Genomic DNA, 25,109 nt, shown 5'->3' on the forward strand with positions numbered 1-25,109 from the left:
TCATGGCCGACGCACTGAAGACCTATCGCGAGAAACGCGACTTCAACAAGACGCCCGAGCCTGCCCCGGAGGACCGGCCGGCGCCCGGCGGGCGGCGCTTCTGCGTCCAGAAGCACGATGCCACCCGGCTTCATTACGATTTCCGCATCGAGATGGACGGCGTGATGAAAAGCTGGGCGGTCACCAAGGGGCCGAGCCTCGACCCGTCCCAGAAGCGCCTCGCGGTGCGCACCGAGGACCATCCGGTCAGCTATGCCGATTTTGAAGGGCGCATCCCCGAAGACGAATATGGCGGGGGCAGCGTCATCGTCTGGGACCACGGCCGCTGGGCGCCGGAGAAAGGCCTGCCCGAGGACGCGCTGGACAAGGGCGAACTCACCTTCGAACTGTTCGGCGAACGCCTGAAGGGGCGCTGGGCGCTGGTGCGGATGAATACCGAAAAGGGCCGGGAAAACTGGCTCCTGATCAAGCAAAAGGACGATGACGCAGCAGACAGGGAGGCCTCCGATTTCCCGGATACCAGCGTCAAATCGGGCCTCACCCTGGCCCAGGTCGCGGACCGCGAAGAAACGGGGCGCATCGAGATGAGCAGATCGAAGACAACGGCCAAGCGCCCGCGGTTCAAGAAGCCCCAGCTGGCCCAGCTCGTGGACGAGGCGCCGGAGGGCGAGGACTGGATCCACGAGATGAAATACGATGGCTACCGCCTTCTCGCGGCCATCGGCTCGGACGGGGTCCGGCTCTACACCCGCAACGAGAAGGATTGGACCGACCGGTTCAAACCCATCGCTGACGCGCTCGGCGAGCTCGATGCTAGCGCCCTGATCGACGGGGAGGCCGCCGTGTTGAACGAAAGCGGACTCACCGATTTTTCCGCCCTGCAGACCGCCTTGTCCGAAGGCAAGGGCGATCTCGTTTACTTCGCCTTCGACCTGCTCGAACTGGACGGCGAGGATTATCGCGACAAGCCGCTGGAGACGCGCAAAGCCGAGCTTGCCCGCCTGCTCAACGGCAAATCAGGCGCGATCCGCTATGCCGACCATGTCGCCGGGCGCGGCGACGAAGTCTACGACAAGGCCTGCGAGTCCGGGGCCGAGGGCATCATCTCGAAGAAGAAGACCAGCAAGTATCGCGAAGGGAGAGGCAGCACCTGGCGCAAGGTCAAGTGCACGCTGCGCGAGGAAGCCGTCATTGTCGGCTGGAGCCCGTCGGACAAGGACCGCGCTTTCGCATCCCTCCTGCTGGCCACCTGCGAGGACGGCGAATGGGTCTATCGCGGCCGCGTCGGAACCGGCTTCGACGAGGCTACGCTCGAAGCCCTCGGCGCCGCGCTGAAACAGATTTCGCGCAAGACCTCGCCCCTCTCCGACGTGCCGCGCTCCATCTCGAAGGATGCCTGCTGGGTCACCCCCAGGCTGGTCGCCGAGGTCGAATACACCGAGCGCACGAAGGACGGGCGCTTCCGCCATCCCGCCTTCCTGGGGCTGCGCGAGGACAAGGAGGCCGAGGAAGTGTCCGCCGAGCCCATCGAACCCGGCACGAAGAAGGGCAAGAGCTGATGGTGGAGTTGTCCAGTCCGGAGCGGGTCTATTTTCCCGATGCCGGCCTCACCAAGGCGGGCTATCGCGACTATCTGCTGGGTGTGGCCGATCGCCTCCTGCCCCATATCGCGAACCGCCCGCTCTCCCTGCTGCGCTGCCCGGACGGGATCGGCGAGGACTGCTTTTTCCAGAAGCACTACACCAAGGGCCTGCCCGACGGATTCAGGTCGGTCGACATCGAGGAGAAAGATGGCGGGCGCGAGCCCTACATCTACATCGACGACGAGGCGGGCCTGGAGGCCTGCGCCCAGTTCGGCGCGCTCGAGCTGCATCCCTGGGGCGCGCAGGTCGGGACGCTGGAGAAGCCCGAACGCCTGATCTTCGACCTCGACCCGGACGAGGGCTATGATTTCAGCGACCTGAAAGACACCGCCCGCGACATTCGCGACCTTCTCGAAACGGCCGGCCTCGCCCCCCATGTCATGGTCACCGGCGGCAAGGGAATTCACGTGATCGCGCCGCTCGATGCCAGCAATGACTGGGACGAGGTGAAGAGCTTTGCCAAGGGCTTTGCCACCGCGCTCGAACGCCACGATCCCGCCCGCTATGTCGCCCAGGCCAGCAAGGCGAAACGCAAGGGCAAGATCTTCATCGACTGGCTGCGCAACCAGCGCGGACAGACCTCGGTCGCCCCCTATTCGGTGCGCGCGCGAAAAGGCGCCCCGGTCGCCACGCCCTTGCGCTGGGAGGAGCTGTCACGCGTCAGCTCGGGCCACGACTACACCGTCGACTCCCTCCCGCGCCGCCTCTCCAGCCTGAAATCCGACCCTTGGGATGGCTATTTCGACCACGCCGCCCCGTTGAAATCCGGCGCCCTCGACTGGGCTCGCAGTGCACTCAAGGATTAGGCCGGGTTTCAGCCCAAAGCTCTGAAATCCCAGGCGTAGCAAAGCGAAGACTAGACTATACGTCCCGTCTCTCTCCCTGCGAAAGCTGGGACCCAGGGATCGCAGGGCGCGGCGAGCTCTCTCCTGGATCCTGACTTTCGTCAGGAAAGAGGGGTAGCCCCTCCTCCCCAAGGCCTCGGATTGCCTTCAGCGTGCGGGGGCAGCACCAAGCTCATGAAATCCGGGCGGAGCAGACCCGCTTGTCTTTCCTCGTTCAGCGCCTGCCTTGCTCTCGCTGTCTGCCGCCTTCATATATCCGCGTCACAAAAGTGTCATGGAGATGCGCGCAGCGCCTCCCGGACGCGGGCTTTGAGTGAGGACTTGGTGACCGAGGTGAGACTGAGACGCGCGTTTTTGGGCGCCTGCGTATTGGCAGGCGCGCTGGGCGCAGCCGCCCCGGCTGCGGCGCAAACGGTCGGCAGCGTGTCCGGCCCGGAGGTGCGCGCCGGCGAGCGTGAAGCCGAATACAGGCTCGGCCTGGCTCAGGACCGGGCCGGAGACGATGTGCAGACCCTGCATCGCGCGCAGATCCAGACGGCGCTGAACGACCGCGTGCGCGTGCGGGCCATCGCGGTCTATCGCGATCGGGGCGACGGTACCCGCTTCGATCATGTGGAAGGCGAGCTGCTCTGGCAGACCGCCAAGGCCGGGCCAAGCGGCTATGCCTCGGGGGTTAATGTCGAGGCCCGCCTGAGCAATGGCCGGGGCCTGTCCCAGCTCGGCCTTGACTGGCGCAACCAGTGGCGCGTCGGCGAACACTGGAAGATCCGCGCGAACGCTCTCTTCGACGTCGAAACCGGCGCGCAGGCGGAAGACGGCGTATTCGGCGAGGCGCGCTTCTCGGTGTCGCGCCGGGTCGGACCCGTGCGCGCCGCGCTGGTCAGCTACAACGATTTTGGATCGCTCTCCGGGGGCGCCGGCGAAGCGGTCCACCAGGCAGGTCTGGCGGTCTCCGGCGACATCGGCGAACGCTGGTCCTGGTATGCGGGCGGACTGCTGCCGGTTTCCGGGGACGCACCCGACAGAGACGTGCAGTTTCGCCTCGGGCGGGCCTTCTAGGCCGGAAAACTGCAATTTTACTGCAATTGTTAACCCTGTTTCGAGGGCATTTCGTCAAGCGCGATAGCCTTTGTTTTTCAATGTGTTTCAGATTTGTGACATAGATTTCTTATTGAAATGCAGGGATTTTTTAATAAATTGGCGGGTTGATTTTCATCCCGACCCGGACAATTTATTTGACAACGCGGCGCCTTTTGGTAAAGTCCGCATAGAAACAAAATTGGAGGACAGTCCCATGTCCAGGATCACACGTGGTATCTTTGCACTCGTCGCGCTGCTTGCAGCCGTCGCTGTGTTCGCGCGCTTGCCGCTGCCGAGCCCGATCCTCGAAATCGTCGCGCTTGGCGTGCTGGGTGTTGTGCTCGTCGCTGTGGAATGGCCGCGTTGGCACCATGCCCGCTGGCCGAACAAGCTGGGCGAGCTGTAACGGCCAACCGCCTGAAACAACACGCTAATGCTGCATCGCAGCGAGAAACGCCGCCCTTTGGGGCGGCGTTTTTCTTTGTCAAATCAGGCCTTTGGAGCAAGATTTGCGCAACACCCCATTTTGCGCGTAGCCTTTGTGCGCTCGCGAACTACAACTTGATGCGGGCTTCCATACATTTTTGAAAGGCTCTGAATGGCGTCTCGTTTGCTGAAATTCTCCAAGATCGTGTCCCAGCCGCCCGCCGTGCGCGAGGCCTCGGCACGAATTAGCGATTTTGAGGAGATCAGCGACGCCTTCATCCAGGAAAAGGCCGCCGAGCAGGCATCGCGCTGCTCCCAGTGCGGCATTCCCTTCTGCCAGTCGCACTGTCCGCTGGGCAATCACATCCCCGACTGGCTGCAGCTGGCCGCCGAAGGCCGGACGCGTGAGGCCTACGAGGTGTCCGCTTCCACCAATCCCATGCCGGAAGTGTGCGGACGCGTCTGCCCGCAGGACAAGCTGTGCGAAGGCAATTGCGTCGTGGAGAAAGCCGGCTTCGGCACGGTGACGATCGGCGCGGTCGAGCGCTGGCTGACCGATACGGCCGTGCGCGAGGGCTGGGTGCGCCCCATCGCCCCGGAGCGCGAGCGGCCCGAGAGCGTGGGCATTGTCGGCGCGGGACCGGCCGGCATGGCCGCCGCGGAACGCCTGCGCCGGGAAGGCTTCAAGGTCACGGTGTACGATCGCTATGACCGGGCCGGCGGGCTGATGATTTACGGCATCCCTAATTTCAAGCTCGACAAGTCCATCCCGCTGCGCCGCCATCAGGCGCTGGTCGAGGGCGGGGTCGAGTTCCGCTTCGGATGGGAGCTCGGCCGCGACGGCAGCGTGGCGGGCCTGCGCGCCGAGCACGACGCGGTTTTCTTGGCCATCGGCGCCTACGCGGCCCGCCGTCTGGAGCTGCCGGGCGAGACGAACATGAAGCCGCTGGCGGCGCTGGAATTCCTGACCGCCTCGAACCGGAAAGGCCTGGGCGACCCGGTCGAGGGCTTCGAGGCGGGCGACCTGAACGCCAGGGACAAGCGCGTGGTCGTCGTCGGCGGCGGCGACACCGCGATGGACTGCGTGCGCACTGCGGTGCGCCAAGGCGCAAAGACGGTGACCTGCCTGTACCGGCGCGAGCGCGAGACCATGCCGGGCTCGGCGCGCGAAGTGAAACATGCCGAGTCCGAAGGCGTGACGTTCGAGTGGCTGAGCGCCCCGGCGCGCCTGGCCGACGGGAAGATCGAAATCCAGCCGATGAAGCTGGATATGAGCGGCGGCGGACGCGGACGCGTGCTGCCCGATGACGGTCCTGTGTGGAGCCTGGAGGCGGACATGGTGATCGAGGCGCTCGGCTTCTCGCCCGAAGACGCCGCGGCCATGTCGGGCGGGGCGAGCATCCACCTGACACCGCGCGGCACGATCGAGGCCGATCCGAAAACGCTCCAAACCGGCGAGCCGGGCGTGTATGCTGCCGGTGACCTGGTACGCGGCCCCTCCCTCGTCGTGTGGGCCCTGAAGGACGCGATCACGGCCAGCGATGCCATCGTCCGCCACTTCGCGGAGATCAAGGAACCGGCATGAGCGACAACGATTTCGAAAGCCGCCTCGCCGCGCGCGAGGCGATGGCCAGCGCTGGCCTGTATGACGCCAGCGAAGAGCACGATGCGTGCGGCGTCGGCCTGATCGCCGTGACCGACGGCAAGGCCCGCCGCGAGGTGATTGACCAGGCGCTGTTCGGCCTGGCCGCCGTGACCCACCGCGGCGCCGTTGCCGCCGACGGCCTGTCCGGCGACGGAGCCGGCGTACGCATCGCCATCGATCAGTCGATTGCGCGCAAATATGTCGAGCGCACCGGCCACAACCCGCACGACTACACCATCGGCATCGGCATGATCTTCCTGCCGCGCCGCGAACCGGACTCCCTGGAACAGGCCCGCACCATAGTGGAGAGCGAGATGGTGCGCGCCGGGCTGACCCTGTTCGGCTGGCGCGCCGTGCCGGTCGATCCCTCGGTCCTAGGGTCGCACGCCGACGCGATGCGCCCGAATATCGAACAGATCCTGTTTCGCGCCCCGTCCGGCCATGACGAGGCCGCGGTCGAGCGCGAGCTCTATCTGGTACGCCGGCGCATCGAGAAGCGCGCGCTCGCGGCCAATCTGAAGGAGCTTTATGTCTGCTCGCTGTCGCGGCGCGATGTCGTCTACAAGGGCATGTTCCTCTCCAACCGGATCGCCGACTTCTATCCCGATCTGAAGGACGAGGACTGGGCCTCCGATTTTGCGATCCTGCACCAGCGCTTCTCGACCAATACGTTTCCCGAATGGCGCCTGGCCCAGCCTTTCCGCCTGCTGGCCCATAATGGCGAGATCAATACGCTGAAAGCCAATGTGCGCTGGATGAAGAGCCACGAGATCCGTATGGCCAGCGATGCGTTCGGGGAAGACTGCGAAGCGGTCAAACCGGTCATCCAGCCGGGCAGCTCGGACTCCGCCGCGCTCGACCAGGCTTTCGAACTGCTGGTACGCGCCGGGCGCTCGGTTCCGATGGCCAAGGCGCTGCTCATCCCCGAAGCCTGGTCCAAGCGGGCCGGGCTGATGCCGGAGGAAACCCGCGCCCTCTACGCCTATTGCAATGCGGTCATGGAACCGTGGGACGGTCCGGCGGCGATTGCCGCCTGCGACGGCCAGTGGGCGATTGCCGGTCTGGACCGCAACGGGCTGCGTCCGCTGCGCTGGACCAAGACAAGCGACGGGCTGGTTCTGGTGGGCTCGGAAACCGGCATGTACGACATCGCCGACGCGCGCGTGGAACGCCAGGGCGCGCTCGGCCCCGGCCGCGCGATTTCGGTCAATCTGATCACCGGCGAATTCTTCAGCGAGACCGAGCACGATGCGCGCCTGTCCCAGGTGCGTCCCTTCTCCAAATGGCTCAAGCAGGTCGAGGAGCTGGACCCGGTCGTGGGTCCCGGCCCGGAAGCGCGCATCTATTCCACCAGCGATCTGCACCGGCGCCAGCGAGCGGCCGGCATTTCGCGCGAGGACATGGAAAAGCTGCTCCAGCCGATGGTTGAAACCGGCAAGGAAGCGACCGGCTCGATGGGCGATGACAGCCCGCTCGCCGTGCTGTCCGAGCAGCCGCGCCCGTTTGCCCATTTCTTCCGGCAGAACTTCTCCCAGGTCACCAATCCGCCGATCGACTATCTGCGCGAAGACCGGGTGATGAGCCTGAAAACGCGGTTCAAGAACCTCGGCAACATCCTGCTCGAGGACGAAACCCAGACCGACGTCTTCACGCTGGAAAGCCCGATCCTGACCAACGGCATGTATGAGCGCATGCGCGTACGCTTCGGCGAGGACGGGGTGGAGATCGACGCCACCTTCGATGCGGCCGGCAGCGAGGCGAACGGCCTGTCGCTCAAGCGCGCGCTCGACCGGGTGCGCGAGGAGGCCGAAGCCGCGATCAGGGGCGGGGCCGAGCATATCTTCCTGACCGACGAGCACCAGGGCGCGGGCCGCGCCGCCATCCCCTCCGCGCTCGCGGTCAGCGCCGTGCACTCCCACCTCGCCTCAACGGGCTGGCGCAGCTTCTGCTCGCTGAATGTGCGCTCCGGCGAGGTGCTGGATCCCCATTCCCTGGCGCTGCTGATCGGGGCCGGGGCGACGACCGTCAGCCCCTATCTGGCGTTCGAAGCGCTTGCCGAGCGCCATGAGCGCGGCCTGTTCGGCGACACCTCGCTAGGCGAGTGCGTGCTCAACTACAAGGCCGCGCTCGAAGGCGGGCTGATGAAGATCATGGCGCGCCTGGGCATCTCCATCGTGTCCTCCTATCGCGGCGGCCTGCTGTTTGAAGCCATCGGCCTGTCGCGCGCGCTGGTGGACGAATTCTTCCCCGGCGTCTCCAGCCGGATCTCCGGCATCGGGCTGAAGGGCCTGGAGCGCCGACTCATCGCGGCCAATACCGAAGGCTGGATCGCGCCGGAATCTCCGCCCCGGCCAGGCGGCTTCTATGGTGTGCGTTCCGGCGAGGAGCGCCACGTGCTGTCGGCCTCCATCATCGAGCAGCTTCAAACCGCGGTGCGCACCCGAGACCGCGCTGCCTATGAGGGTTATGAGGCCCTGATCGACAGTCAGGCCCCGATGCAGCTGCGCGACCTGCTCAAGGTCACTGCGCTCGGCCCGGAGCTGCCGCTGGACGAGGTGGAGCCGGTCTCCGCCATCGTCAAACGCTTCCTGACGCCGGGCATGAGCCTGGGTGCCCTGTCCCCGGAAGCCCATGGCGCGCTGAACATCGCCATGAACCGGCTTGGCGCCCGCTCCGTCTCCGGCGAGGGCGGCGAGGATCGCGCGCGCTACACGCTGCACGCCAATGGCGACGACGAGAACAGCCGCGTCAAGCAGATCGCGTCCGGCCGTTTCGGCGTCACGGCCGAATACCTCAACAAGTGCACCGAGGTGGAGATCAAGGTCGCCCAGGGCGCCAAGCCCGGCGAGGGCGGCCAGCTGCCCGGCTTCAAGGTCAATGCCTATATCGCCAAGCTGCGCCATGCGACGCCTGGCACGACGCTGATCAGCCCGCCGCCGCACCATGACATCTACTCGATCGAGGACCTCGCCCAGCTCATCTACGATCTCAAACAGATCAATCCGGATGCGCGCGTGACCGTGAAGCTGGTCAGCCGCGCCGGGGTGGGCACGATTGCCGCCGGCGTCGCCAAAGCCCATGCCGACACGATCCTGATCTCGGGCAATGTCGGGGGCACCGGCGCGTCGCCCTTGAGCTCCATCAAGTTTGCCGGCGCCCCGTGGGAGCTGGGCCTGGCCGAAGCCCACCAGATGCTGACCATTAACGGGCTGCGCTCACGCGTGCGCCTGCGCACCGATGGCGGGCTGCGCACCGGACGCGACATCCTGATCGCCGCGCTGCTGGGCGCGGAGGAGTACGGTATCGGCACGGTCGCCCTCTTGGCGCTCGGCTGCCTGATGGTGCGCCAGTGCCATTCCAACACCTGCCCGGTGGGGATCTGCACCCAGGACGAGACGCTGAGAAAGCACTTCCCCGGCCTGCCCGACCATGTCGTCAACCTGATGACGTATCTGGCCGAAAGCGTGCGCCAGCATCTGGCCTCCATCGGAGCCCGCTCGCTGGGCGAGGTAATAGGGCGCGCCGATCTCCTGTCCCAGGAGACGCGCGGCAATCACGACCTGGACGATCTCGATCTGGGCGCGCTGCATCACCGCGCCGGTCATGTGGACTCAAGCGTCGAGCCGGGCGCACGCAACGCGGTGCCCGACACGCTGGACCATCGCGTTCTGGAGCGGGCCGCGCCGGTCTTCGAGAGCGGCCAGGCGGTCACTGTCGAGGAACCGATCGGGACGGCCGATCGCACGGCGGGGGCGCTGCTGTCCTCGACGATCGTGCGCCAGTACGGCCCGGACGGGCTGGCCGACCGCACGCTGACCCTGAAAATCGCCGGGTCGGCCGGGCAGTCGCTGGGCGCGTTCGCGGCCAAGGGGCTGGCCATCGACCTTCTGGGCGCGGCCAACGACTATGTCGGCAAGGGCCTGTCGGGCGGCGAGATCACCATCCGTCCCGCCGTCATCCCGATCAGCAAGCGCATCGTGCTGCTGGGCAATGCTTGCCTCTATGGCGCAACAGCCGGGCGCCTGTTCGCCGCCGGCGCGGCCGGGGCGCGCTTCGCGGTGCGCAATTCCGGCGCGACCGCCGTCATCGAGGGCTGCGCGGCCCATGGCTGCGAATACATGACCGGAGGCACGGTCGTGATCCTGGGACGGGTCGGAGACAATTTCGCCGCCGGCCTGACGGGCGGGGAAGTCTATGTGCTCGATACCGCAAAGCGGCTCGACAGCGTGCTCAATCCCGATACGGCAACGATAAAGACGCCCGACGAGGCCGCGCTGGCGCGGGTGAAGAGCCTGGTCGAGACCCATCTGGAGCTGACCGGCTCGAAGCGGGCCAGGGAGTGCCTGGAAAACTGGGATGCGACGGTGCGCAATCTGCGCCTGGTCTGCCCTGCCGACGTGCCGGGTGAAGCGCCCAAGGCGCCGCCCACGCGTCCGCGCACGGCAGAGCTGACGGCCCAGCCGGACGGACCGGCGCACTAGGTGCTTTCTTCGGCTGCGGCGCGCGCAGCGGTGGGAAGCCCGGTCCAAATCGTCTAACACAGGCGCCAGACGCGTCCGCCGTACGGGCGCGCATGGCTTGTGGTAGAAGGAAGGTCCGGCCCGATGCAGATTTCCAGCGTTTTCGACAGCGGCAATATCGAGTGTGTCTCCGCCGACAATCCGGCCGATATCCGGCTGAATATCCGCAAGGATAACGGCTCGGACTTCTATCAGTGGTTCTATTTCCGCTTGACCGGGGCACGCGGCATCCCCGTGACGCTGACCATCGAGAATGCGGGCAAGTCTGCCTATCCGGCCGGCTGGAAGGACTACCAGGCCGTGGTCTCCAGCGACCGGGAGAACTGGGAGCGCGCAGCGACCCGTTACGAGAACGGCGAGCTGGTCATCGAGCATACACCCCTGGCCGATGCGGTCTGGTTTGCCTATTTTGCGCCCTACACGATGACGCGCCATGACGAGCTGATCGCGGCCTGCCAGCATTCGGAAACGGCGAAGCTGGACGTGATCGGCCGGACGCTGGACGGGCGCGACCTCGACCGGCTGGTGATCGGCGAGCCCGGCGAAGGCAAGAAGACGATCTGGGTGATTGCTCGCCAGCATCCCGGCGAGAGCATGGCAGAATGGGCCGCCGAAGGTTTCCTGTCGCGCCTGCTGGACGACGCCGACCCGGTCGCGATCGACCTGTTGTCGAAGGCAGTCTTCCACGTGGTGCCGAATATGAACCCGGACGGCAGCTATCGCGGGCACCTGCGCACGAATGCCAAGGGCGTGAACCTGAACCGGGAATGGGACAAGGCGAGCCAGGAAAACTCGCCCGAAGTCCATGCCGTGCTGACCGAGATGAAGAAGACGGGCGTCGATCTCTTCCTCGACATGCATGGCGACGAGGACCTGCCCTACAACTTCATCGCCGGGGCCGAGGGCGTGCCGGGCTTCACCCAACAGGACGGCGAGTTGCTCAACGCCTACAAGGACGCGCTGGCGCGCCTGAACCCCGATTTCCAGACCAAGCACGGCTACCCGGTCGACGCGCCGGGATCGGCGGATTTGTCGATCGCGACGCACTGGATGGCCAAAGCCTTCTCCTGCCTCGCCATGACGCTGGAAATGCCCTTCAAGGACAACGCCAACCGGCCCGATCCGCAATTTGGGTGGTCCCCGGAGCGGTGCGTGAAGCTGGGCGCGTCCCAGCTCGACGCCATGCGGGAAGTCTTCGACCGGCTGTAAGCGCGGTTCGCCCTGCCCCGTCAGAGGCTGTCGAGCAACCGCTTCTTGGCCTTTGACGGGCTCAGCTCGAACACGTCTTCCGCCGCGTCCAGCGCGCGCTCGCACAGGCGCTTCTGCGCCTCGTCCAGCTCCCCGATCGCGCGGTCGTCACACGCGCCGGCCCGATCATCCAGCCGGGCGATAAGGCGGGAGAGATCATGGTGGTCGCCCAGGATGTCGGCGAGCTCGTTGGCATCCGACTTCTGCCGCTCGAGCGTATCCGGCCAGAGCCGCTTGCAGACGGTGACGTGGTAGCGCCAGTCCTTGACCCGCTTGCGCAATTCGTGAAGGCGGTGAGGGTCCGGCTCGTCCTTCGCGTCGTCCAGCCGCTTCACGGCGCGCTTGTAGGTGCGCGCCAGGCCCTTGAGCATCGCCTTGCGCGGCTTGTCGAACGGCTCCAGGCGGCCGATCTCGCTTTCCAGAGCGTCGAGCGCGGTGCGGCACTGGTCTGCCGCCTCGCCGCGGCGCACGCGCCGGGAATCCTCGCGCGCGCGGTCCGCCTCGTCGCGCAAGGCCCGGGCGAGGCCGGCATGCTCGCACTTCATCGAGGCGGCGCGCGCGATCTGCTCCAAGCTGTCGGCGTCGCGCGCCTCCTCCAGGATATTCGCCGCGCGCCGGCCGGCCGCATTGATGCGGCGCGACGCGGTCTTGTCGCCCTTGCGGATCAGGCGCGCATTCGACCGGACCTTCTTGATCGCCTTGCGCGCTTCGTGGACGCCCAGAATGGGATCATCCCCGATCCGGCGTAGCGCGCGGCGGGCGTTCTGGACCTCAGCGCGCATTACAGCGGAGATGGCGTTGAAATCGTCGCCGGAGCTGAACTTCTCGGTCATGGAAGACCCTTTGCTCAAAGCCTGGACCCGGCCTAGCGGCCCGGGTCGATCACGCCGCCGACGCTGGCATTGACGCGCCACCAGCCGGCGATTGCGTAGCGCGGCGCGGCGGCGGGGCGCACCTCGTGCGGAATCTGCTCGGACATCATCAGAACGATGCTGCCCGCACGCGGTTCCAGAATGGCGGCGGGCGCCACGCCATCCAGCCGGTCCAGCGCCGGCCGGCCGCGTTCGTCCTGCTCATACCCCTCCCACACGGCAAGCTGGCCGCCATCTTCCGGGGTCCACCCGGTATTGAGATAGGTCACCATGGAGACGATGCGCGAGCGCTCGGCCCGCTTTCCCAGACCCGCCGCCGCGCTGGCCGCGCGGCTCGGCGCGGTGAAGGCATCCAGGTGACGGGCATAGAAACCGCCGACCGGATAGGCGGCGAAATGGGCCTCGAACTCGAACAGGCCGGCAAACAGCGCTCGGTTGATCTCCAGGCGCAGCCGCTCGGCCCCGTCCAGGAAGGCGCGCTGGGCCGGGGTGACGCCATCGAGCCAGGCAATCTGGGTCTTGCGGATGGTCCGGTCGCGCGACAGCGCCGCGCCGCGCCCGATCCGGGCCTGCGCCAGCGCGCCGGCCTGGCTCATGGCCACCGTCTCGGCGCGCAAGGCCTCGACCAGCTCGATATCGAGTGCGCCCGGCGCAAAGGCCCAGCCGCGGCCGGCAAGCTGGCCGATCAGGTCAATGGCAAGATTGGGCCCGAACAGGGCGGTATCGTGAGCGGTCAATGCGGTGCATACCGGCAGCACGCCCCCGATGGGCGCGCGAGAGGCGCGCATTTAGAACCGCGCCATACCACTGGCAAGACAATTATCCGAGCAGCTGACGCGAGAGCTCGGTCACCGTGTCGGCAAAGACCGGGGCGCGCGACTTGACCGCCTCGCGCACGACCACGCCGCCAAAGCCGATGAAGGCGTCGGCGGCCCCGTTGGCGAAGGCCTCGTAATCGGTGATGCCGTCCCCGACCATGATCGCGACCTCGCGTCCGGTCAGCGTCTTGAGCGTCGACACGACGTGGGCCTTGCCGCCATTGCGCGAGAGCGGATTGGCCGTGTCGAAGCCGGTCACGACATCGTCTTCATAGACGAAGCGGTTGGCGCGGATTTCGCCCGGCGAAAAGCCGAGATCCATCAGGGCCGGTTCGACCAGATCGGAAAACCCGCCAGAGACCGCGTACACGTCGCGTCCGCGCGCGCGCAGCTTTTCCAGCAAGTCCTCGATGCCCGGCGTGGCCTGGCCGCGCAGCGCCTTGGAAGCAGCGTTCACCTGCTCGCGCGTGAGCCGGGCGAGCGCGATGCGCGCTTCGAGCGAGCGGCGAAAGTCGAGCTCGCCCGCCATGCCGCGCGCGGTGATGTCGGCCAGCTCGCGGGCGCGCTCATCGCCGTCACCGGCGTCTTCGAGCGCGAGTTCCACAGCGAAATCGAGGCTTTCCAGCGCAAGCAGGGTGGAATCCACGTCGAATACGACCAGTCGGGTCACAGCGGTCTAAACCCCTCGGCGAAAAATGGACGGCCCGCTTAACCCGGATTGGCGCGGCGGGCCAGCCAAAGCGCAGCGCTTATCTGTGCAACTCACACGAGCGGGACCATGCAGCCACACCCCATGCGCGCCGGTCCTCCTTCCAGGAGGACCGGCCGGACCGGCTAGGCGCTGACGCCGGTGCCGATCGGGCAGGTGACGCCCGTGCCGCCAATGCCGCAATAGCCGTTCGGATTCTTCGCCAGATATTGCTGGTGATAATCCTCGGCATAGTAGAAGGGCCCGGCCTCGCGGATCTCGGTCGTGATCGGGCCGCGGCCCGCGTCCGACAGGGCCGCCTCGTAAGCCGCGCGCGTGCGTTCGGCGGCCTCTTTCTGGGCCTCGTTCGTGTAGTAGATGGCCGAACGGTATTGCGTGCCGGTATCGCCGCCCTGGCGCATGCCCTGCGTCGGGTCGTGGTTTTCCCAGAACAGCTTCAACAGCGCCTCGGTGGAGATGACCGCCGGATCGTAGACGACGCGCACCGCCTCGGTATGGCCGGTCCGGCCCGAGCAGACTTCCTCATAGGTCGGGTTGGGCGTGATGCCGCCGGCATAGCCAGCCGCCGTCACGAAGACGCCGGGCAATTGCCAGAAGATGCGCTCTACGCCCCAGAAACAGCCCATGCCCAGCTGGATTTCCTCCATCCCGGCCGGGACTTCGGCTTTCAGCGTCTCGCCCGTCACGAAATGGGTGCTGGCCGTGAGCACGGCCTGGAATCGGCCCGGCAGCGCCTTGTCGGCGGGAACCAGGGTGGTCTTCCATTCAGAACCGGAAAACAGCGCCATGAAGAGCTCTCCTCGTATCGGGCAGTAACGGCCTTGTCTGACGCCTAGATAGGGTGGCGGACCGCGCGCGTCAGCACCTTGAACTGTTCGAGCCGGACACGCCAGACGGAGCACCGCACCGGCGCGGCAGCGCGGGCAGGACTTACCCCGTACCGGCCGCCTGCAAGAGCGCGCGCATCAAGCGTTCCAGCTGCTTGACTAGCCGGTGCCTTTGTTTAGGTTCCGCCGCCGCACGGTGAGGTGGCCGAGTGGTCGAAGGCGCACGCCTGGAACGCGTGTAGGCGGGTAACCGTCTCGTGGGTTCGAATCCCACCCTCACCGCCATATTTTTATAAGTACCTGTATTCCTTATACGGCATTGAATAGAAAAGCCTTTTCGTTGCGACTTAGTACAAATTGTGGTACAAAGTCGCATGAAGAAGGTTGAAGGATTTCCGAGGCTTTATCGGCGTGGCGATCGATACGTCTACCGCGCCGTTATCCCCGAGCCTCTCCGCAAATTCGCTGGCAAGTCGGAGTTCAAGCAGGCTTTGGCGACGGATAGCCTGAGTGAAGCCCGTCGACTTTGGGTCCAAGCTGAAGCCGCTTTCGAAACATTGAAGCGAGCGGCACAGAGCGAGGCAGACGCCGACCCCGCCACGGCTACCAGCGCTCAGACCCTGAAGCACCTTACGGACTTCAATATCGAGCCAATAGTTCGACAGTGGCATACGTTCCGGATGGACGCTGAGTTGGACGGTCTGGCGGGTCTCTCCCGTCATGATCGAGCTTCTGAAGAGCGGTTCCAGGCGGTTCGCGAGGAATTCGAAGGATATGCTGAGCTGAGGCACTGGCGTTGGCGACATACGGCGCAGGAAGTAATCGACCATCTTTGCCTGACGCACGGCTTCGAGCCGCCAGAGCCCCAAACGCATACATGGAACCGGCTTGCCGATCGGATCATGGAGGCCAGAGCTGATATTGCGAAGCGCGTATTGGCCCGCATGAGCGATGACTTCTCGGCCGCGCCCCTCGGCACTGATGCAAGCTTCACGCAGCGTGAACAAACACCTTCGCCATTGAACCCGGGTTCAGTTCCAAATGAGGCCACCAGCGCTCAGTCGTTGCAGGAGCTGGTGGAGGGCTACGCGTCTGATCGCGGGCGTGCGGTCTCGCGAGCTGGTACGGGAGCACCGCCATGGAGGCCATCGCCACGGTCAGCCTTCTCTTCGGTCTCGAAGGAGAGCTGCAGCCGGTTAAGTTCGGTGATTTCCGGGTCGGCCACGACCGGGAAGCCCGGTGCGGGCTCGACCGTGTCGGCAAAATCATCAACGAGGTGGAGCGTGTTCTCGTCTTCGATCAGGGTCGCGAACCCGGTGCGGCGCGGGGTCTTGAAGCCGAAGCGCGTTCGTAAGGTCAGCGCGTCGGCATCCTCCGAGAGCCCGGCCTGATCGACATGTTCGTAGCGCAGGCGAGCGTCCACGATCAGCCCGTCGGGGAGAACGGATGCGGAAGCGGCCGGCTCGGCTGCGGCGAGCGCAGCTGAAAGGGCGAGAAGAGATACGGTCATGGGATGGGCTCCTTGTCCTGATTTTCCGTTCTCTAGGTCATGGCGTGCGGCCCGGTATTGCTCTGGCACAAACGCGAGGGACATGTGTCCACGCCCCACGCTGTCCATCGGCGTTTGCGCTGCGACAAGGAAACGCGCTCCGGGCCGTGCGAGGCACGGCGGGTCACATCTATCACGAAGGGAGAACCCCGATGGGCAGTTCGAACGGCGCGATCGGGGCCAAGGCCTATTTCCCCGGTCCCAAGTCGGAAAACGAATCCTGGGTGCGCGCCGAGTTCCAGGCGATCATCGATGACTGGTTCGACTGGCGGAAGCGCTATCGCGAGGACGACCCGTCGGCCCTGACGCCGGCCGAACGCATCGCGCCCGATTTCCTCAAAGAGCGCGAGGTCCTCGCTCAGGAACTGGAGACGCTGAAAACTCTGATGCGACGCGAGACTCCGACCTATTCGCCGCGCTATGCCGGCCACATGGTGGCCGAACTGACTCTGCCCGCCCTGTTCGGCCATTTCACCGCGCTGCTGCACAATCCCAACAATACCTCCAAGGAAGTCAGCCGCGTCGGCACGGTGATCGAGGCCGAGGCCATCGCCATGCTGGCGCGGATGCTCGGCTACGATCCAGAAAACGCGCGCGGGCACTTTACCTCCGGCGGGACGATCGCGAACTTCGAAGGAGTCTGGCGCGCGCGCTACCGGCTCGATCACTGGCTCGCCCTGGCGCTCTGGATTGCCGAATACACGGGCGAGCGGCTCGACGTCTTCGCCGCGGCTCACATGGGCTGGGACAGATTCAAGGCGTTGATGGACCGGTTCGAGCCCGGTCAGGAAGAGCTGCGCAATGCGAGCACCGTTGCGGGCAATCCGGCCGATGTCTTCCGGCGCATCTCGAAGGCGAGCGGGGAGGATTATCTGGGGCCTGTTGTGCTGGTGCCGGGCAATAAGCACTTCTCCTGGCGCAAGGCGGCGAACGTATCCGGGCTGGGCGAGGAGGCGTTCTGGAGCGTCGGGCTCGACGAGGACGGTCGGCTCGACCTTGCCGACCTCGAACGCCAGGTCGAGCGCGCCGCGCGCGATCACAGGCCGATCCTCGCCGTGGTGAGCGTGGCCGGCACGACCGAGACCGGCGAAATCGACCCGCTCGACCGCGTGGCCGATCTCCTCGATCACTGGCAAGCCGAACGGGGCTGGCGTATCTGGCACCATGTCGACGCGGCGTATGGCGGGTTTCTCTGCTCCATCCCGGGTGGGCCGCACGAGGACGTTCTCGATGAAAAGACGATCTCGGCACTTCGGGCGGTCGCGCGCGCGGACTCCGTTACGCTCGATCCGCACAAGCTCGGCTTCGTCCCCTATGCCTGTGGCGCCTTCCTGGTGCGCGGTGCCGACCGGTATGCGGTCTCGGTGTTCGATGCGCCCTATCTGGAGCGGCCGCATCTGGCCGACGATCTCTGGTCGGCAACGCTGGAAGGCTCGCGCAGCGCGGCCGGCGCGACAGCGGTCTGGCTGACGGGCAAGACGATCCGCTTCGAGCCCGACCGCTTCGGGGCGATCCTCGCCGGGACGGTGGAATCCCGCCTCGTCTTCCAGACCGCGATCGCTAGCGGGGTCGCCGATGCCCGCTTTCTGGAGCCGGCCGACACCAATATCCTGTGCTTCTCACTGGGCCGGAAGGGTGAGGCGCTGTCCCATTCCAACCGGCGCACCCAGGCGCTCTACGAGGCGATTCGCGAGGCCGGCGAGTTCTTCGTGACCACGACGACATTGAAAAGCCCGCAATATGCGAGCAAATCGCCCGGCACGTGGCGCGCTATGGCGGGCAGGCCGATACCGACAGCCTGGTGCTGGTACGCTGCGTCTTCATGAACCCCTACTGGGCGAGCCGGGACGTACGCGAGCGGCTCATTCCCGAATTCATCGACTTCCTGAAGGCGTGCATCGCCAAGCTGGACTGAGATGGCAGCTGACTGCAGCAGACGATCATCGAACAATCTCCGATTCAAGACACGTGGCTTGCCGTCAAGGTCCTGCTCGTCCCTCCCTATGCCGTGCTGGGTTATCTGGTTTGAGCCGGCTTTCTTCTGGGTGGGGCAGTCAAGCTAGAAGGCGGCACTCACCCGGGCGTAAAGGCCCCGGCCTGCACCCGGCAGGCGGTCGCCCACGGCCACATCGGCGTCCGCGACGCGGTTATAGCCGGCAAGGTGGCGCTCGTAAGTGTGGTCGAGCAGGTTCTCCACGCCGAGTGTGACGATCACGGTGTCGCGCGCATACCAGTCCAGGCGCGCTCCGAGGATAGCGTAACCGGGTGTCTCCCGCTCGTCATTGGTCCGCGAGACCTTGTCCTGCTCGGCGACGAGCTGGCTTTCGAAGGTCAGCGCATAGTCCGGCTGCTCCCAGGTCACGTCGAGCAGAAGCCGCGGCGGAGCGATGCGATAGAGATCGTCCTCGATATCGCGCCGCTGGCCGCGCACCATGGAGGCGACGCCGTCAATGCGCCAGTCGCCGGCGAACTGCCAGCCGAAATCGGCGTCCAGCCCGTAGAATTCGGCATCCACATTGGCAAAGCGCAGCGGGGTGGGGTCGCCGTTCATCGCGGACACCATCTCGGTCGGGGTGTCGACCACGCCTGGCGTATCGTCGAAGGGAACGCCCTGAATGAAGTCGTCGACGCGGCGGTAATAGGCCGTCGGGCGGAAATACACACCATTGCTGCTCCAGTCGAAACCGGCCTCCACCGACCAGGCCGCCTCCGACTCGAGGTCGAGATCGCCGACATAGGTGTTGCCGTCGGCGAGACCGGAACTCATCGAGGTGGGCAGCCAGGCGAAGCGCTCGACGAAGTTGGGCATGCGGGTCTTGCGCGCGAGCGTGAGGCGCCAGGTCACCGGCCCATCGGTCTCCCGCCAGAAGCGGGCGACGGCGTCCACCGTGGACTCCTCGGCCGAACGATCGGCCATGTTGTAGGCCATCGCCAGCATGCGCGGCCCCGTCGGAAGGGCCGGGCCGACATCGGCACGGCCGGCGCTTTCCTCATAGAGGTCGGCGCGCAGGCCGAGCTCGCTTTCGAACCCGGCGATCTGTCCGGTCCATTCGGCGAAGACGCCGGTGCGGTCCAGTTCCAGGCCCGGCAGGGTGTCGACGAAGAAGCCGGCAGTGTTCGGATTGGTGATGCGAGCCTCGCGTTGCGCGTCTTCGCGGTCCAAACCGAGCTGGAAATCACCCCCGAGAAGGGCCAGACCGAAGGCGATTTCCGCGTTCAGGGCATCCGCCCCGGCCAGGGTGAAGCGATGCATCATCGGGTTCGCATTGGGCCGTTGGGAGAAATTGTCCATGCCATGCAGGACATCGCTCCAGCCGATCGCCGCGTCGACGAGGACCTCGCCGAACGTGCCCTGATAGGTCGCGCGCGCTATATCGGTCTCCACGAAGGCGATGTCCATGGCGAGCGGCGCGGTGCCGGTCGCGCCGGTATCGACACGCCGGTAGGTGAGGCCGAACTCGTGATCGCCGTTGCGCAGGCCGCCGCCGAGTCCATAGACGCTACGCTCGTGGTGACTGTTGGGTATATCTCCGCCGGAGGAGGTGATGTCGCCGCCGTCCTCACGCGCGAGCAGGAGCTCGACGCGGCGCCGATCATCGGCCGCGCCCGCAATGCCGCCGACAGCGTAGGACCCGCCTACGCTGCGCACGGAGGCCATGGTGTCGGCGCTCCATTCGATCTCGTCGCCAGACGCGAAGTCGACCGATTTCAGGATGGCGTTCATGCCGCCGCCCATGCCGGGACCGCGGCTCACAGGAGCAACGCCGCGATCGACCTCGATGCGCTCTACCAGCGGCATCGGGGCATAGTGCAGGGGCGGGTCCATCAGATTCGGGCCGCCGGACAGAACCGAGGCGCCGTTGATCGTCACTGGTGCACGCGGGCCGAATAGACCGCGATACTGGACCTGGCCGGAGACCGCGCCGTTATCGATCAAGGCCGCACCCGGCAGGCGCGCGACGAGACCGGCCGCGTCCGGGCCGAGCACCGGCGCCTGTTCCGGCGAAATCTCGGTCTCGGTGTGGATGTCGACATGCATCCGGTAGCCGGTGACGACGATCACGTCGTGCGTGGCCGGTTGCGGCTCGGGTTGGCCGTGTTCGGCGAGCGCCGGAGCGGTCAGTGCGAGAGCGCCTGCGGCGCCCACGAGAAGTCTGGATCTGAGTGTCATGGCGTTGCCCCCGCCTTGAGATGTGAAGATTCAGGTGTCCCCGGAAAAGAAAACGGCGGCGTGCCGGGGAGAAAGACACGCCGCCGCAGGAGGAGGCCGTAGAGGGATGGCCTCGTGGGTCTATTCGGCGCCGGCCTCGACGAGTTCGAAGAGTTCGTGGAAGCGCTGGTTGGCGCGGCCGGGGTGACGCACGCCGGCGGCTTCACCCAGATTGGGCGCCTCGCCGCCACCGACCTTGATCAGAGCGACCATGCCGAGACCATAGTGGGGCAGACATTTCACTCCGTAGACACCCTCTGTGGTGTAGGTCACCGAGATCTCCTGATTGACCCGGCCCTTGAACGTCTCGCCACCCTCGGGAACCATGTTCAAGATGCTTTCGGCGTTGTGGCTTGGTTCGGTCGGCAGGAAGGTGACGGTGTCGCCCGGCTCGATCTCCAGATACGCTGGTTCGAATACCATCATGTCGCCGTTCGGGCCGCGATTGAGCATCTGAACTTCATGCTCTTCGGCCATCGCAGCGCCTGTCGTCATGGCGGTCGCGATTAGCGAGACGGCAAGGATCAGTTGGGTTTTCATTGGTCTAGCCTTTCTTGGAGGCTGTTTGGGGAGGATGGAGGGCGGACAAGCCGCCCTCCGGCAGTTCTTGCAATTTTGGCCTAGTGGCCCGCGAGGTCGCTCTCGCCGTCGAGCGGCTGGAAGATCTCGTGGTTCTCTTCACCGGTGACCCGCAGGATACCAGCGAGGCCGCGTTCGGCCCGCGACAGGGCGTGATCGACCAGGATGAAGTCGCCGGGCACTTCCAGCTTGAAGTCCACCGCGACCGCACCGCCGGGGGCGACCGTCGTGGTCTGGATGTCCGTCAGCGGTTCACTGGTCAGCGAACCCATCGTGTAGACGCTGTCGAAGATCTCGCCGATCACGTGGAAGCTCGACGTCGCATTCGGACCACCAACCCCAAAGAAGATCCGCACGGTCTCGCCCACTTCGGCTTCCAGCGGGGTGTTCATCAGAGCGCCCGCTGCACCGTTGAAGACGTAGTATTCGGGATCCTCGTCGAGCAGCTTCTCGATGCTCTCCGTGTTATGGCCGGGCGTGCCGAAAGGTTCCTCGGTGTAGATTTCGCCCTGCATGACGTAGAACTCGCGATCGACGGGCGGCAGGCCTTCCTCCGGCTCCACCACGATCAGCCCGTACATGCCATTGGCGATGTGCGAGGCCACCATCGGGGTGGCGCAGTGATAGACGTACACACCCGGGTTGAGAGCCTGGAAGATGAAGGACTTTGTCTCGCCGGGCATCGCCAGGCTCGCTTTCGCGCCGCCGCCAGGGCCGGTCGCCGCGTGGAAGTCGATATTGTGCATCATCGTGCTGTCTTCAGCATTGGTGAGGCGGACTTCCACGCTGTCGCCCACGCGAACCCGCAGGATCGGACCGGGAACCTGGTTGTTGAAGGTCCAGTAGGTGTAGGTCGTCCCATCTGCGAGCTGACCGACCAGTTCGGTCGTTTCCAGTTCGACCAAGTGACGGCGCGGTTCGGTCCAGTCGACCGGGGCGGGCACGACATTGGGATTGGCCACGATGTTGTTAACCTCGGCCGTGACCCCTTCCTGGGTGTCATACTGGGCGGAGGCGAGCGGAGCGAACATTGCCGCAGCGGCCACCATGGCGGTCGCGGTTCCGGCAAAGAGTGCGGTCTTGAGCCTGCGGGTTTTCATGTCTGTGCCCTCCTTTTGAGCAACGTTTGATGATGCGGGTTTAGGAGAAGCGCGGCGGGGTTTTATTGCGCTCGGTCAAATGAGCTGTGTTTTGTGCAATCAGTGACGCGGAACACTGCTTTGCTCCGGGCCGAACCTCTGGAAATGACGGGCTCTGCGGAGGCAATGCCTCTTTTGCGCGCTGTTTTTGACGGACGTCAGTAGACCGGAGAGGACTCTCGGAATCCGCCAGGCCACAAAAGGCCCCGCAGCGGAACTGCGGGGCCAACTTGGCAGCGTGGGTCGTTCACACATCAAGCCGATGCGGCGTCCTCTTTCACTTTCATGATCGTGCGAGCGAGATCCGCCGCGAAGGCTGCGGGCTCAAGTCCATACTCCAGCGCAGCCTCGGTCACCGTCATGAAGGGCGCCATCACGCAGCCTGGGCAGGCCATGCGATGGGCGATGAAGACCGGCACGGTTTCGGGCCACGAGTTCATCACGTCGGCGACGATGAGGGTTTCGATCTTGTCCGGCATGGGCCATCTCCTTCAGTCACGTAGGGAGAATGGCAACCGAAAGGCACGGGGTAATTGTCGCAGGGCAAATGAGCTTGCGTCGGGCTACAATCGGTTTCGATCGCGTCTACGAGGTCGCGCGCAAGCGCCACGGGCTGTAGCCTGCATATGAGCGCGGCATCGTTCACGGTCATCGCCGCTAACGCAGTGCCCGGCGCACGCGCTATGCCGTACCAAGTAAAGACCTGAGCCGTTTGCGGCCAGGTTTTCATTACGTCCCAGACTAATAGCTCTTCGATCCTGTCCGACATCGCCTGCCTCCTTGGAATACGAAGGAATGACAGGGTTTGTGCAGAGCATTATTGCTTCACATCAAATGCCCGGCACTTTCAGGCTTGCTCGCTAATCTCCACGAGCCGGTGGGGGCGTTTGATGACAATATGACTGGAGCGCCGCCCCTCGATAATTCCTTCCTCGATCCAGGCCGACAATGTCCGGCTGACGGTATGCAGGGTCGTGCCGGTCATTTCAGCCAGGTCCTGACGCGAAAGCGGAAAGGGGATCTCTACGCCGGCTTCGGTCTTTCTCCCCGACTGGCCGACGATCTTCAGCACGGTCGCGGCGATACGGCGCTCGACCTGCTGGGTGGCGACCTGCTGCAGGCGCTCCTGCAATTCCTCGATGCGGCCGCCCATCATGTTAATGGCCTTCATCGCGAGCGCGGGGTGGGCCTGCATCAGGTCCATCATGCGCGCCTGGGTCCAGCTGAGCACCCGCGTCTCGTCCGCCGCGATCGGCGTGGCGGGATAGGGAATGTCGCGCATCACGGCGACCGAGCCCACCAGGTCGCCCGGTCCCATGAAGCGCAGCACGACATTCTTGCCGTCCGGCGTCGCCTGGTCCAGCCGAAGCCGACCGGAGGCCACGATATAATGCGTGGTCGCGTCGTCGCCCTGCTGGAAGAGCGCGTCGCCCTTGTCGAGCTTGCGTTCCTTAGCCGCTTCCGCTCCGGCTTCCAGCGTTTCGGGCGGCAGCCCGCCGAACAGGTTGGAGCGTTTCAGAACCGTGATTTTGGCATTGGCATCCATGACGGCTCCTCGTGGCGCGGACTGCAGCATGTTCCAAAATGTTTGCGTTACCGCAAATCGTTCGAACGGCCAAACGGGTAGAGCCCGTCGCCATGAGACAGGACACCATCCTTCGATACGCGCACGCGCGGATACCTCGTTACACGAGTTACCCGACCGCGCCGCATTTCGGCCCCGAGGTCAACGCTGCGGTCTATGCGCGCTGGCTCGGCGAACTCGATCCGGCCAAGCCGGTTTCGCTTTATCTCCACGTGCCGTTCTGCCGCACGATGTGCTGGTATTGCGGTTGCCATACTAAGGCAACCCGGCGCATCGATCCGGTCGATGCCTACGCCGAGGTGCTCCTTCGCGAGATCGACTCGGTCGCGGCGCGTTGCCCTGAGCGGCTGAAGGTGAGCCATATCCACTGGGGCGGGGGAAGCCCGACCTATTTGCCCCCCGAACGCTTCGCCGAACTAATGGCGCGCATCCGGGAGCGCTTCAACGTGCTCGAGGATGCCGAGATCGCCGTCGAGGTCGATCCGCGCATCTTTTCTGACGCAATGGCTACCGCCTTCGCGCGCTCGGGGGTCAACCGGGCAAGCCTCGGGGTGCAGACCTTCGACGAAATTGTGCAGAAGGCCGTCAACCGCATCCAGAGCGTCGATCTCGTCGCCGACTGCCTGGCCCGCCTGCGTGCCGTCGGGATCGAGGCGGTCAATCTCGACCTGCTCTACGGCCTTCCGCTCCAGACCGAAGTGAGCTGCCGCCAGACCGTCGCACAAATTCTCGACTTCGCCCCCGACCGACTCTCGGTCTTCGGCTATGCGCATGTGCCGCATATGAAGCCGCATCAGAAAATGATCAAGGATCCCGACCTGCCTGACGCCCGTGAGCGCCTGGCGCAGTCCGATGCGATCGCGGAGGAGTTGACCAAGGCCAGCTATGTCCAGATCGGTCTCGATCATTTCGCCCGTGCCGGCGATCCCCTTGCCATGGCGCTGGACGCACGCACTCTGCGCCGCAATTTCCAAGGGTACACGACCGACACCGCGAACGCGATCATCGGGCTTGGCAGCTCGGCGATCGGTTGGCTGCCGCAAGGCTATGTCCAGAACACGCCGATGACCCATGACTGGGAGCGCCGCGTCCTGGAAAGCTGGCTGCCGATCGCGCGGGGCTACGAACTCACGCCCGAGGACCGCATGCGCCGTGACATCATCGAGCAGTTGATGTGCTTTCTCTCGGTCGATCTCGAAGCTGTCTCGAACGCGCACGCAATTCTCGTGGAGATGCCCGACCTGTCCGGGTTCGAGGCGGAGGGAATCGTTTCCGTCGACGGACTCCGGATCACGATCGCGCCGGACTATCGCCCGCTGGCGCGCAGCGTCGCGGCGGCTTTCGACAGACGGCTTGCGACCTCGACCGCGCGTCACGCCGTGGCGGTCTGATCTTTCGAAACACTGCGCGTCCC

Annotated in this window: 19 protein-coding genes, 1 tRNA gene and 1 pseudogene; 11 read left to right on the forward strand and 10 right to left on the reverse strand. The window is 65.3% G+C overall.

What is annotated here, in order from left to right:
• Window positions 1–2 precede the first annotated feature (2 nt).
• The 7 genes from ligD (E5162_RS11305) to E5162_RS11335 all read left to right on the forward strand — a co-directional run bounded on the left by ligD (E5162_RS11305) (window position 3) and on the right by E5162_RS11335 (window position 11,368).
• A complete protein-coding gene (gene ligD, locus E5162_RS11305; protein ID WP_135945364.1) occupies window positions 3–1,559 on the forward strand; it encodes a non-homologous end-joining DNA ligase in 1,557 nt (518 codons plus the stop codon).
• On the forward strand, window positions 1,559–2,449 hold the full coding sequence (ligD, locus tag E5162_RS11310; RefSeq protein WP_135945365.1) for a non-homologous end-joining DNA ligase: 891 nt from the start codon (window positions 1,559–1,561) through the stop codon (window positions 2,447–2,449). Before ligD (E5162_RS11305) ends, ligD (E5162_RS11310) begins: the two co-directional genes overlap by 1 nt.
• 348 nt (window positions 2,450–2,797) lie before the next feature.
• A complete protein-coding gene (locus E5162_RS11315; protein ID WP_135945366.1) occupies window positions 2,798–3,547 on the forward strand; it encodes a hypothetical protein in 750 nt (249 codons plus the stop codon).
• A gap of 235 nt (window positions 3,548–3,782) precedes the next feature.
• On the forward strand, window positions 3,783–3,974 hold the full coding sequence (locus tag E5162_RS11320) for a hypothetical protein (protein WP_135945367.1): 192 nt from the start codon (window positions 3,783–3,785) through the stop codon (window positions 3,972–3,974).
• Window positions 3,975–4,166: 192 nt separating this feature from the next.
• Window positions 4,167–5,579, forward strand: a complete 1,413-nt coding sequence (locus tag E5162_RS11325) for an NAD(P)-dependent oxidoreductase (protein WP_135945368.1) — start codon at window positions 4,167–4,169, stop codon at window positions 5,577–5,579.
• Window positions 5,576–10,120, forward strand: coding sequence for a glutamate synthase large subunit (gene gltB / locus E5162_RS11330; RefSeq protein WP_135945369.1), 4,545 nt, complete (start codon window positions 5,576–5,578; stop codon window positions 10,118–10,120). The genes E5162_RS11325 and gltB overlap by 4 nt, the downstream gene beginning before the upstream one ends.
• A gap of 123 nt (window positions 10,121–10,243) precedes the next feature.
• A complete protein-coding gene (locus tag E5162_RS11335) occupies window positions 10,244–11,368 on the forward strand; it encodes a M14 family metallopeptidase (RefSeq protein WP_135945370.1) in 1,125 nt (374 codons plus the stop codon).
• 20 nt (window positions 11,369–11,388) lie between these two features.
• On the opposite strand, the gene E5162_RS11340 is transcribed toward E5162_RS11335, so the two are convergent.
• From E5162_RS11340 to msrA, 4 genes are all read right to left on the reverse strand, one after another.
• Window positions 11,389–12,240: a CHAD domain-containing protein gene (locus E5162_RS11340; RefSeq protein ID WP_135945371.1), complete on the reverse strand. Its 852-nt coding sequence runs from the start codon at window positions 12,238–12,240 to the stop codon at window positions 11,389–11,391.
• 32 nt (window positions 12,241–12,272) lie between these two features.
• Window positions 12,273–13,067 carry a 2OG-Fe(II) oxygenase gene (locus E5162_RS11345; RefSeq protein ID WP_135945372.1) on the reverse strand — a complete coding sequence of 265 codons (795 nt, stop codon included), beginning with the start codon at window positions 13,065–13,067 and terminating at the stop codon, window positions 12,273–12,275.
• Between the two features lie 31 nt (window positions 13,068–13,098).
• Window positions 13,099–13,767, reverse strand: coding sequence for an HAD-IB family phosphatase (locus tag E5162_RS11350; protein ID WP_135945373.1), 669 nt, complete (start codon window positions 13,765–13,767; stop codon window positions 13,099–13,101).
• Window positions 13,768–13,931: 164 nt separating this feature from the next.
• On the reverse strand, window positions 13,932–14,594 hold the full coding sequence (gene msrA / locus E5162_RS11355; RefSeq protein ID WP_135945374.1) for a peptide-methionine (S)-S-oxide reductase MsrA: 663 nt from the start codon (window positions 14,592–14,594) through the stop codon (window positions 13,932–13,934).
• A gap of 234 nt (window positions 14,595–14,828) precedes the next feature.
• Here msrA and E5162_RS11360 point away from each other — a divergent pair.
• Together E5162_RS11360 and E5162_RS15190 are read left to right on the forward strand one after the other, a co-directional pair.
• Window positions 14,829–14,918 (forward strand) — tRNA-Ser (locus tag E5162_RS11360).
• An 89-nt stretch (window positions 14,919–15,007) separates the two neighbouring features.
• Window positions 15,008–15,130 (forward strand): annotated as a pseudogene (locus E5162_RS15190) (hypothetical protein); the annotation flags it as partial.
• A gap of 587 nt (window positions 15,131–15,717) precedes the next feature.
• Here the strand turns inward: E5162_RS15190 and E5162_RS11370 are convergent.
• Window positions 15,718–16,143: a hypothetical protein gene (locus tag E5162_RS11370; RefSeq protein ID WP_135945376.1), complete on the reverse strand. Its 426-nt coding sequence runs from the start codon at window positions 16,141–16,143 to the stop codon at window positions 15,718–15,720.
• 191 nt (window positions 16,144–16,334) lie between these two features.
• Between E5162_RS11370 and E5162_RS11375 the strand changes: the two genes are divergently transcribed.
• Window positions 16,335–18,008 (forward strand): pyridoxal phosphate-dependent decarboxylase family protein, encoded by a 1,674-nt coding sequence (locus E5162_RS11375; RefSeq protein ID WP_158291290.1) that lies wholly within the window; start codon window positions 16,335–16,337, stop codon window positions 18,006–18,008.
• 233 nt (window positions 18,009–18,241) lie between these two features.
• Here E5162_RS11375 and E5162_RS11380 read toward each other — a convergent pair whose 3' ends face one another.
• The 5 genes from E5162_RS11380 to E5162_RS11400 form a co-directional block, all read right to left on the reverse strand.
• The gene (locus E5162_RS11380; RefSeq protein ID WP_135945378.1) at window positions 18,242–20,353 is read right to left on the reverse strand and encodes a TonB-dependent receptor; all 2,112 of its coding nucleotides are present in this window, start codon (window positions 20,351–20,353) and stop codon (window positions 18,242–18,244) included.
• Between the two features lie 120 nt (window positions 20,354–20,473).
• Entirely contained in the window at window positions 20,474–20,932 is a 459-nt protein-coding gene (locus E5162_RS11385) for a pseudoazurin (RefSeq protein WP_135945379.1), read from the reverse strand.
• An 80-nt stretch (window positions 20,933–21,012) separates the two neighbouring features.
• A complete protein-coding gene (nirK, locus tag E5162_RS11390; protein ID WP_135945380.1) occupies window positions 21,013–22,071 on the reverse strand; it encodes a copper-containing nitrite reductase in 1,059 nt (352 codons plus the stop codon).
• A 293-nt stretch (window positions 22,072–22,364) separates the two neighbouring features.
• A complete protein-coding gene (locus tag E5162_RS11395) occupies window positions 22,365–22,589 on the reverse strand; it encodes a DUF1858 domain-containing protein (RefSeq protein ID WP_135945381.1) in 225 nt (74 codons plus the stop codon).
• A gap of 368 nt (window positions 22,590–22,957) precedes the next feature.
• Window positions 22,958–23,656, reverse strand: a complete 699-nt coding sequence (locus tag E5162_RS11400) for a Crp/Fnr family transcriptional regulator (protein ID WP_158291291.1) — start codon at window positions 23,654–23,656, stop codon at window positions 22,958–22,960.
• Window positions 23,657–23,748: 92 nt separating this feature from the next.
• Here E5162_RS11400 and hemN point away from each other — a divergent pair, with 92 nt between their 5' ends.
• A complete protein-coding gene (hemN, locus tag E5162_RS11405; RefSeq protein ID WP_135945383.1) occupies window positions 23,749–25,086 on the forward strand; it encodes an oxygen-independent coproporphyrinogen III oxidase in 1,338 nt (445 codons plus the stop codon).
• The last annotated feature ends 23 nt before the right edge of the window (window positions 25,087–25,109 follow it).

This window comes from Marinicauda pacifica (genome assembly GCF_004793635.1).
GTDB lineage: Bacteria > Pseudomonadota > Alphaproteobacteria > Caulobacterales > Maricaulaceae > Marinicauda > Marinicauda pacifica.

What these genes read in the sequence shown, in the direction of transcription:
- ligD (WP_135945364.1), top strand. Translation starts at nt 3, where the DNA reads ATGGCCGACGCACTGAAGACCTATCGCGAGAAACGCGACTTCAACAAG.
- ligD (WP_135945365.1), top strand. Translation starts at nt 1,559, where the DNA reads ATGGTGGAGTTGTCCAGTCCGGAGCGGGTCTATTTTCCCGATGCCGGC.
- E5162_RS11320 (WP_135945367.1), top strand. Translation starts at nt 3,783, where the DNA reads ATGTCCAGGATCACACGTGGTATCTTTGCACTCGTCGCGCTGCTTGCA.
- E5162_RS11325 (WP_135945368.1), top strand. Translation starts at nt 4,167, where the DNA reads ATGGCGTCTCGTTTGCTGAAATTCTCCAAGATCGTGTCCCAGCCGCCC.
- gltB (WP_135945369.1), top strand. Translation starts at nt 5,576, where the DNA reads ATGAGCGACAACGATTTCGAAAGCCGCCTCGCCGCGCGCGAGGCGATG.
- E5162_RS11335 (WP_135945370.1), top strand. Translation starts at nt 10,244, where the DNA reads ATGCAGATTTCCAGCGTTTTCGACAGCGGCAATATCGAGTGTGTCTCC.
- E5162_RS11340 (WP_135945371.1), bottom strand. Translation starts at nt 12,240, where the DNA reads ATGACCGAGAAGTTCAGCTCCGGCGACGATTTCAACGCCATCTCCGCT.
- E5162_RS11345 (WP_135945372.1), bottom strand. Translation starts at nt 13,067, where the DNA reads ATGCGCGCCTCTCGCGCGCCCATCGGGGGCGTGCTGCCGGTATGCACC.
- msrA (WP_135945374.1), bottom strand. Translation starts at nt 14,594, where the DNA reads ATGGCGCTGTTTTCCGGTTCTGAATGGAAGACCACCCTGGTTCCCGCC.
- E5162_RS11370 (WP_135945376.1), bottom strand. Translation starts at nt 16,143, where the DNA reads ATGACCGTATCTCTTCTCGCCCTTTCAGCTGCGCTCGCCGCAGCCGAG.
- E5162_RS11375 (WP_158291290.1), top strand. Translation starts at nt 16,335, where the DNA reads ATGGGCAGTTCGAACGGCGCGATCGGGGCCAAGGCCTATTTCCCCGGT.
- E5162_RS11380 (WP_135945378.1), bottom strand. Translation starts at nt 20,353, where the DNA reads ATGACACTCAGATCCAGACTTCTCGTGGGCGCCGCAGGCGCTCTCGCA.
- E5162_RS11385 (WP_135945379.1), bottom strand. Translation starts at nt 20,932, where the DNA reads ATGAAAACCCAACTGATCCTTGCCGTCTCGCTAATCGCGACCGCCATG.
- nirK (WP_135945380.1), bottom strand. Translation starts at nt 22,071, where the DNA reads ATGAAAACCCGCAGGCTCAAGACCGCACTCTTTGCCGGAACCGCGACC.
- E5162_RS11395 (WP_135945381.1), bottom strand. Translation starts at nt 22,589, where the DNA reads ATGCCGGACAAGATCGAAACCCTCATCGTCGCCGACGTGATGAACTCG.
- E5162_RS11400 (WP_158291291.1), bottom strand. Translation starts at nt 23,656, where the DNA reads ATGGATGCCAATGCCAAAATCACGGTTCTGAAACGCTCCAACCTGTTC.
- hemN (WP_135945383.1), top strand. Translation starts at nt 23,749, where the DNA reads ATGAGACAGGACACCATCCTTCGATACGCGCACGCGCGGATACCTCGT.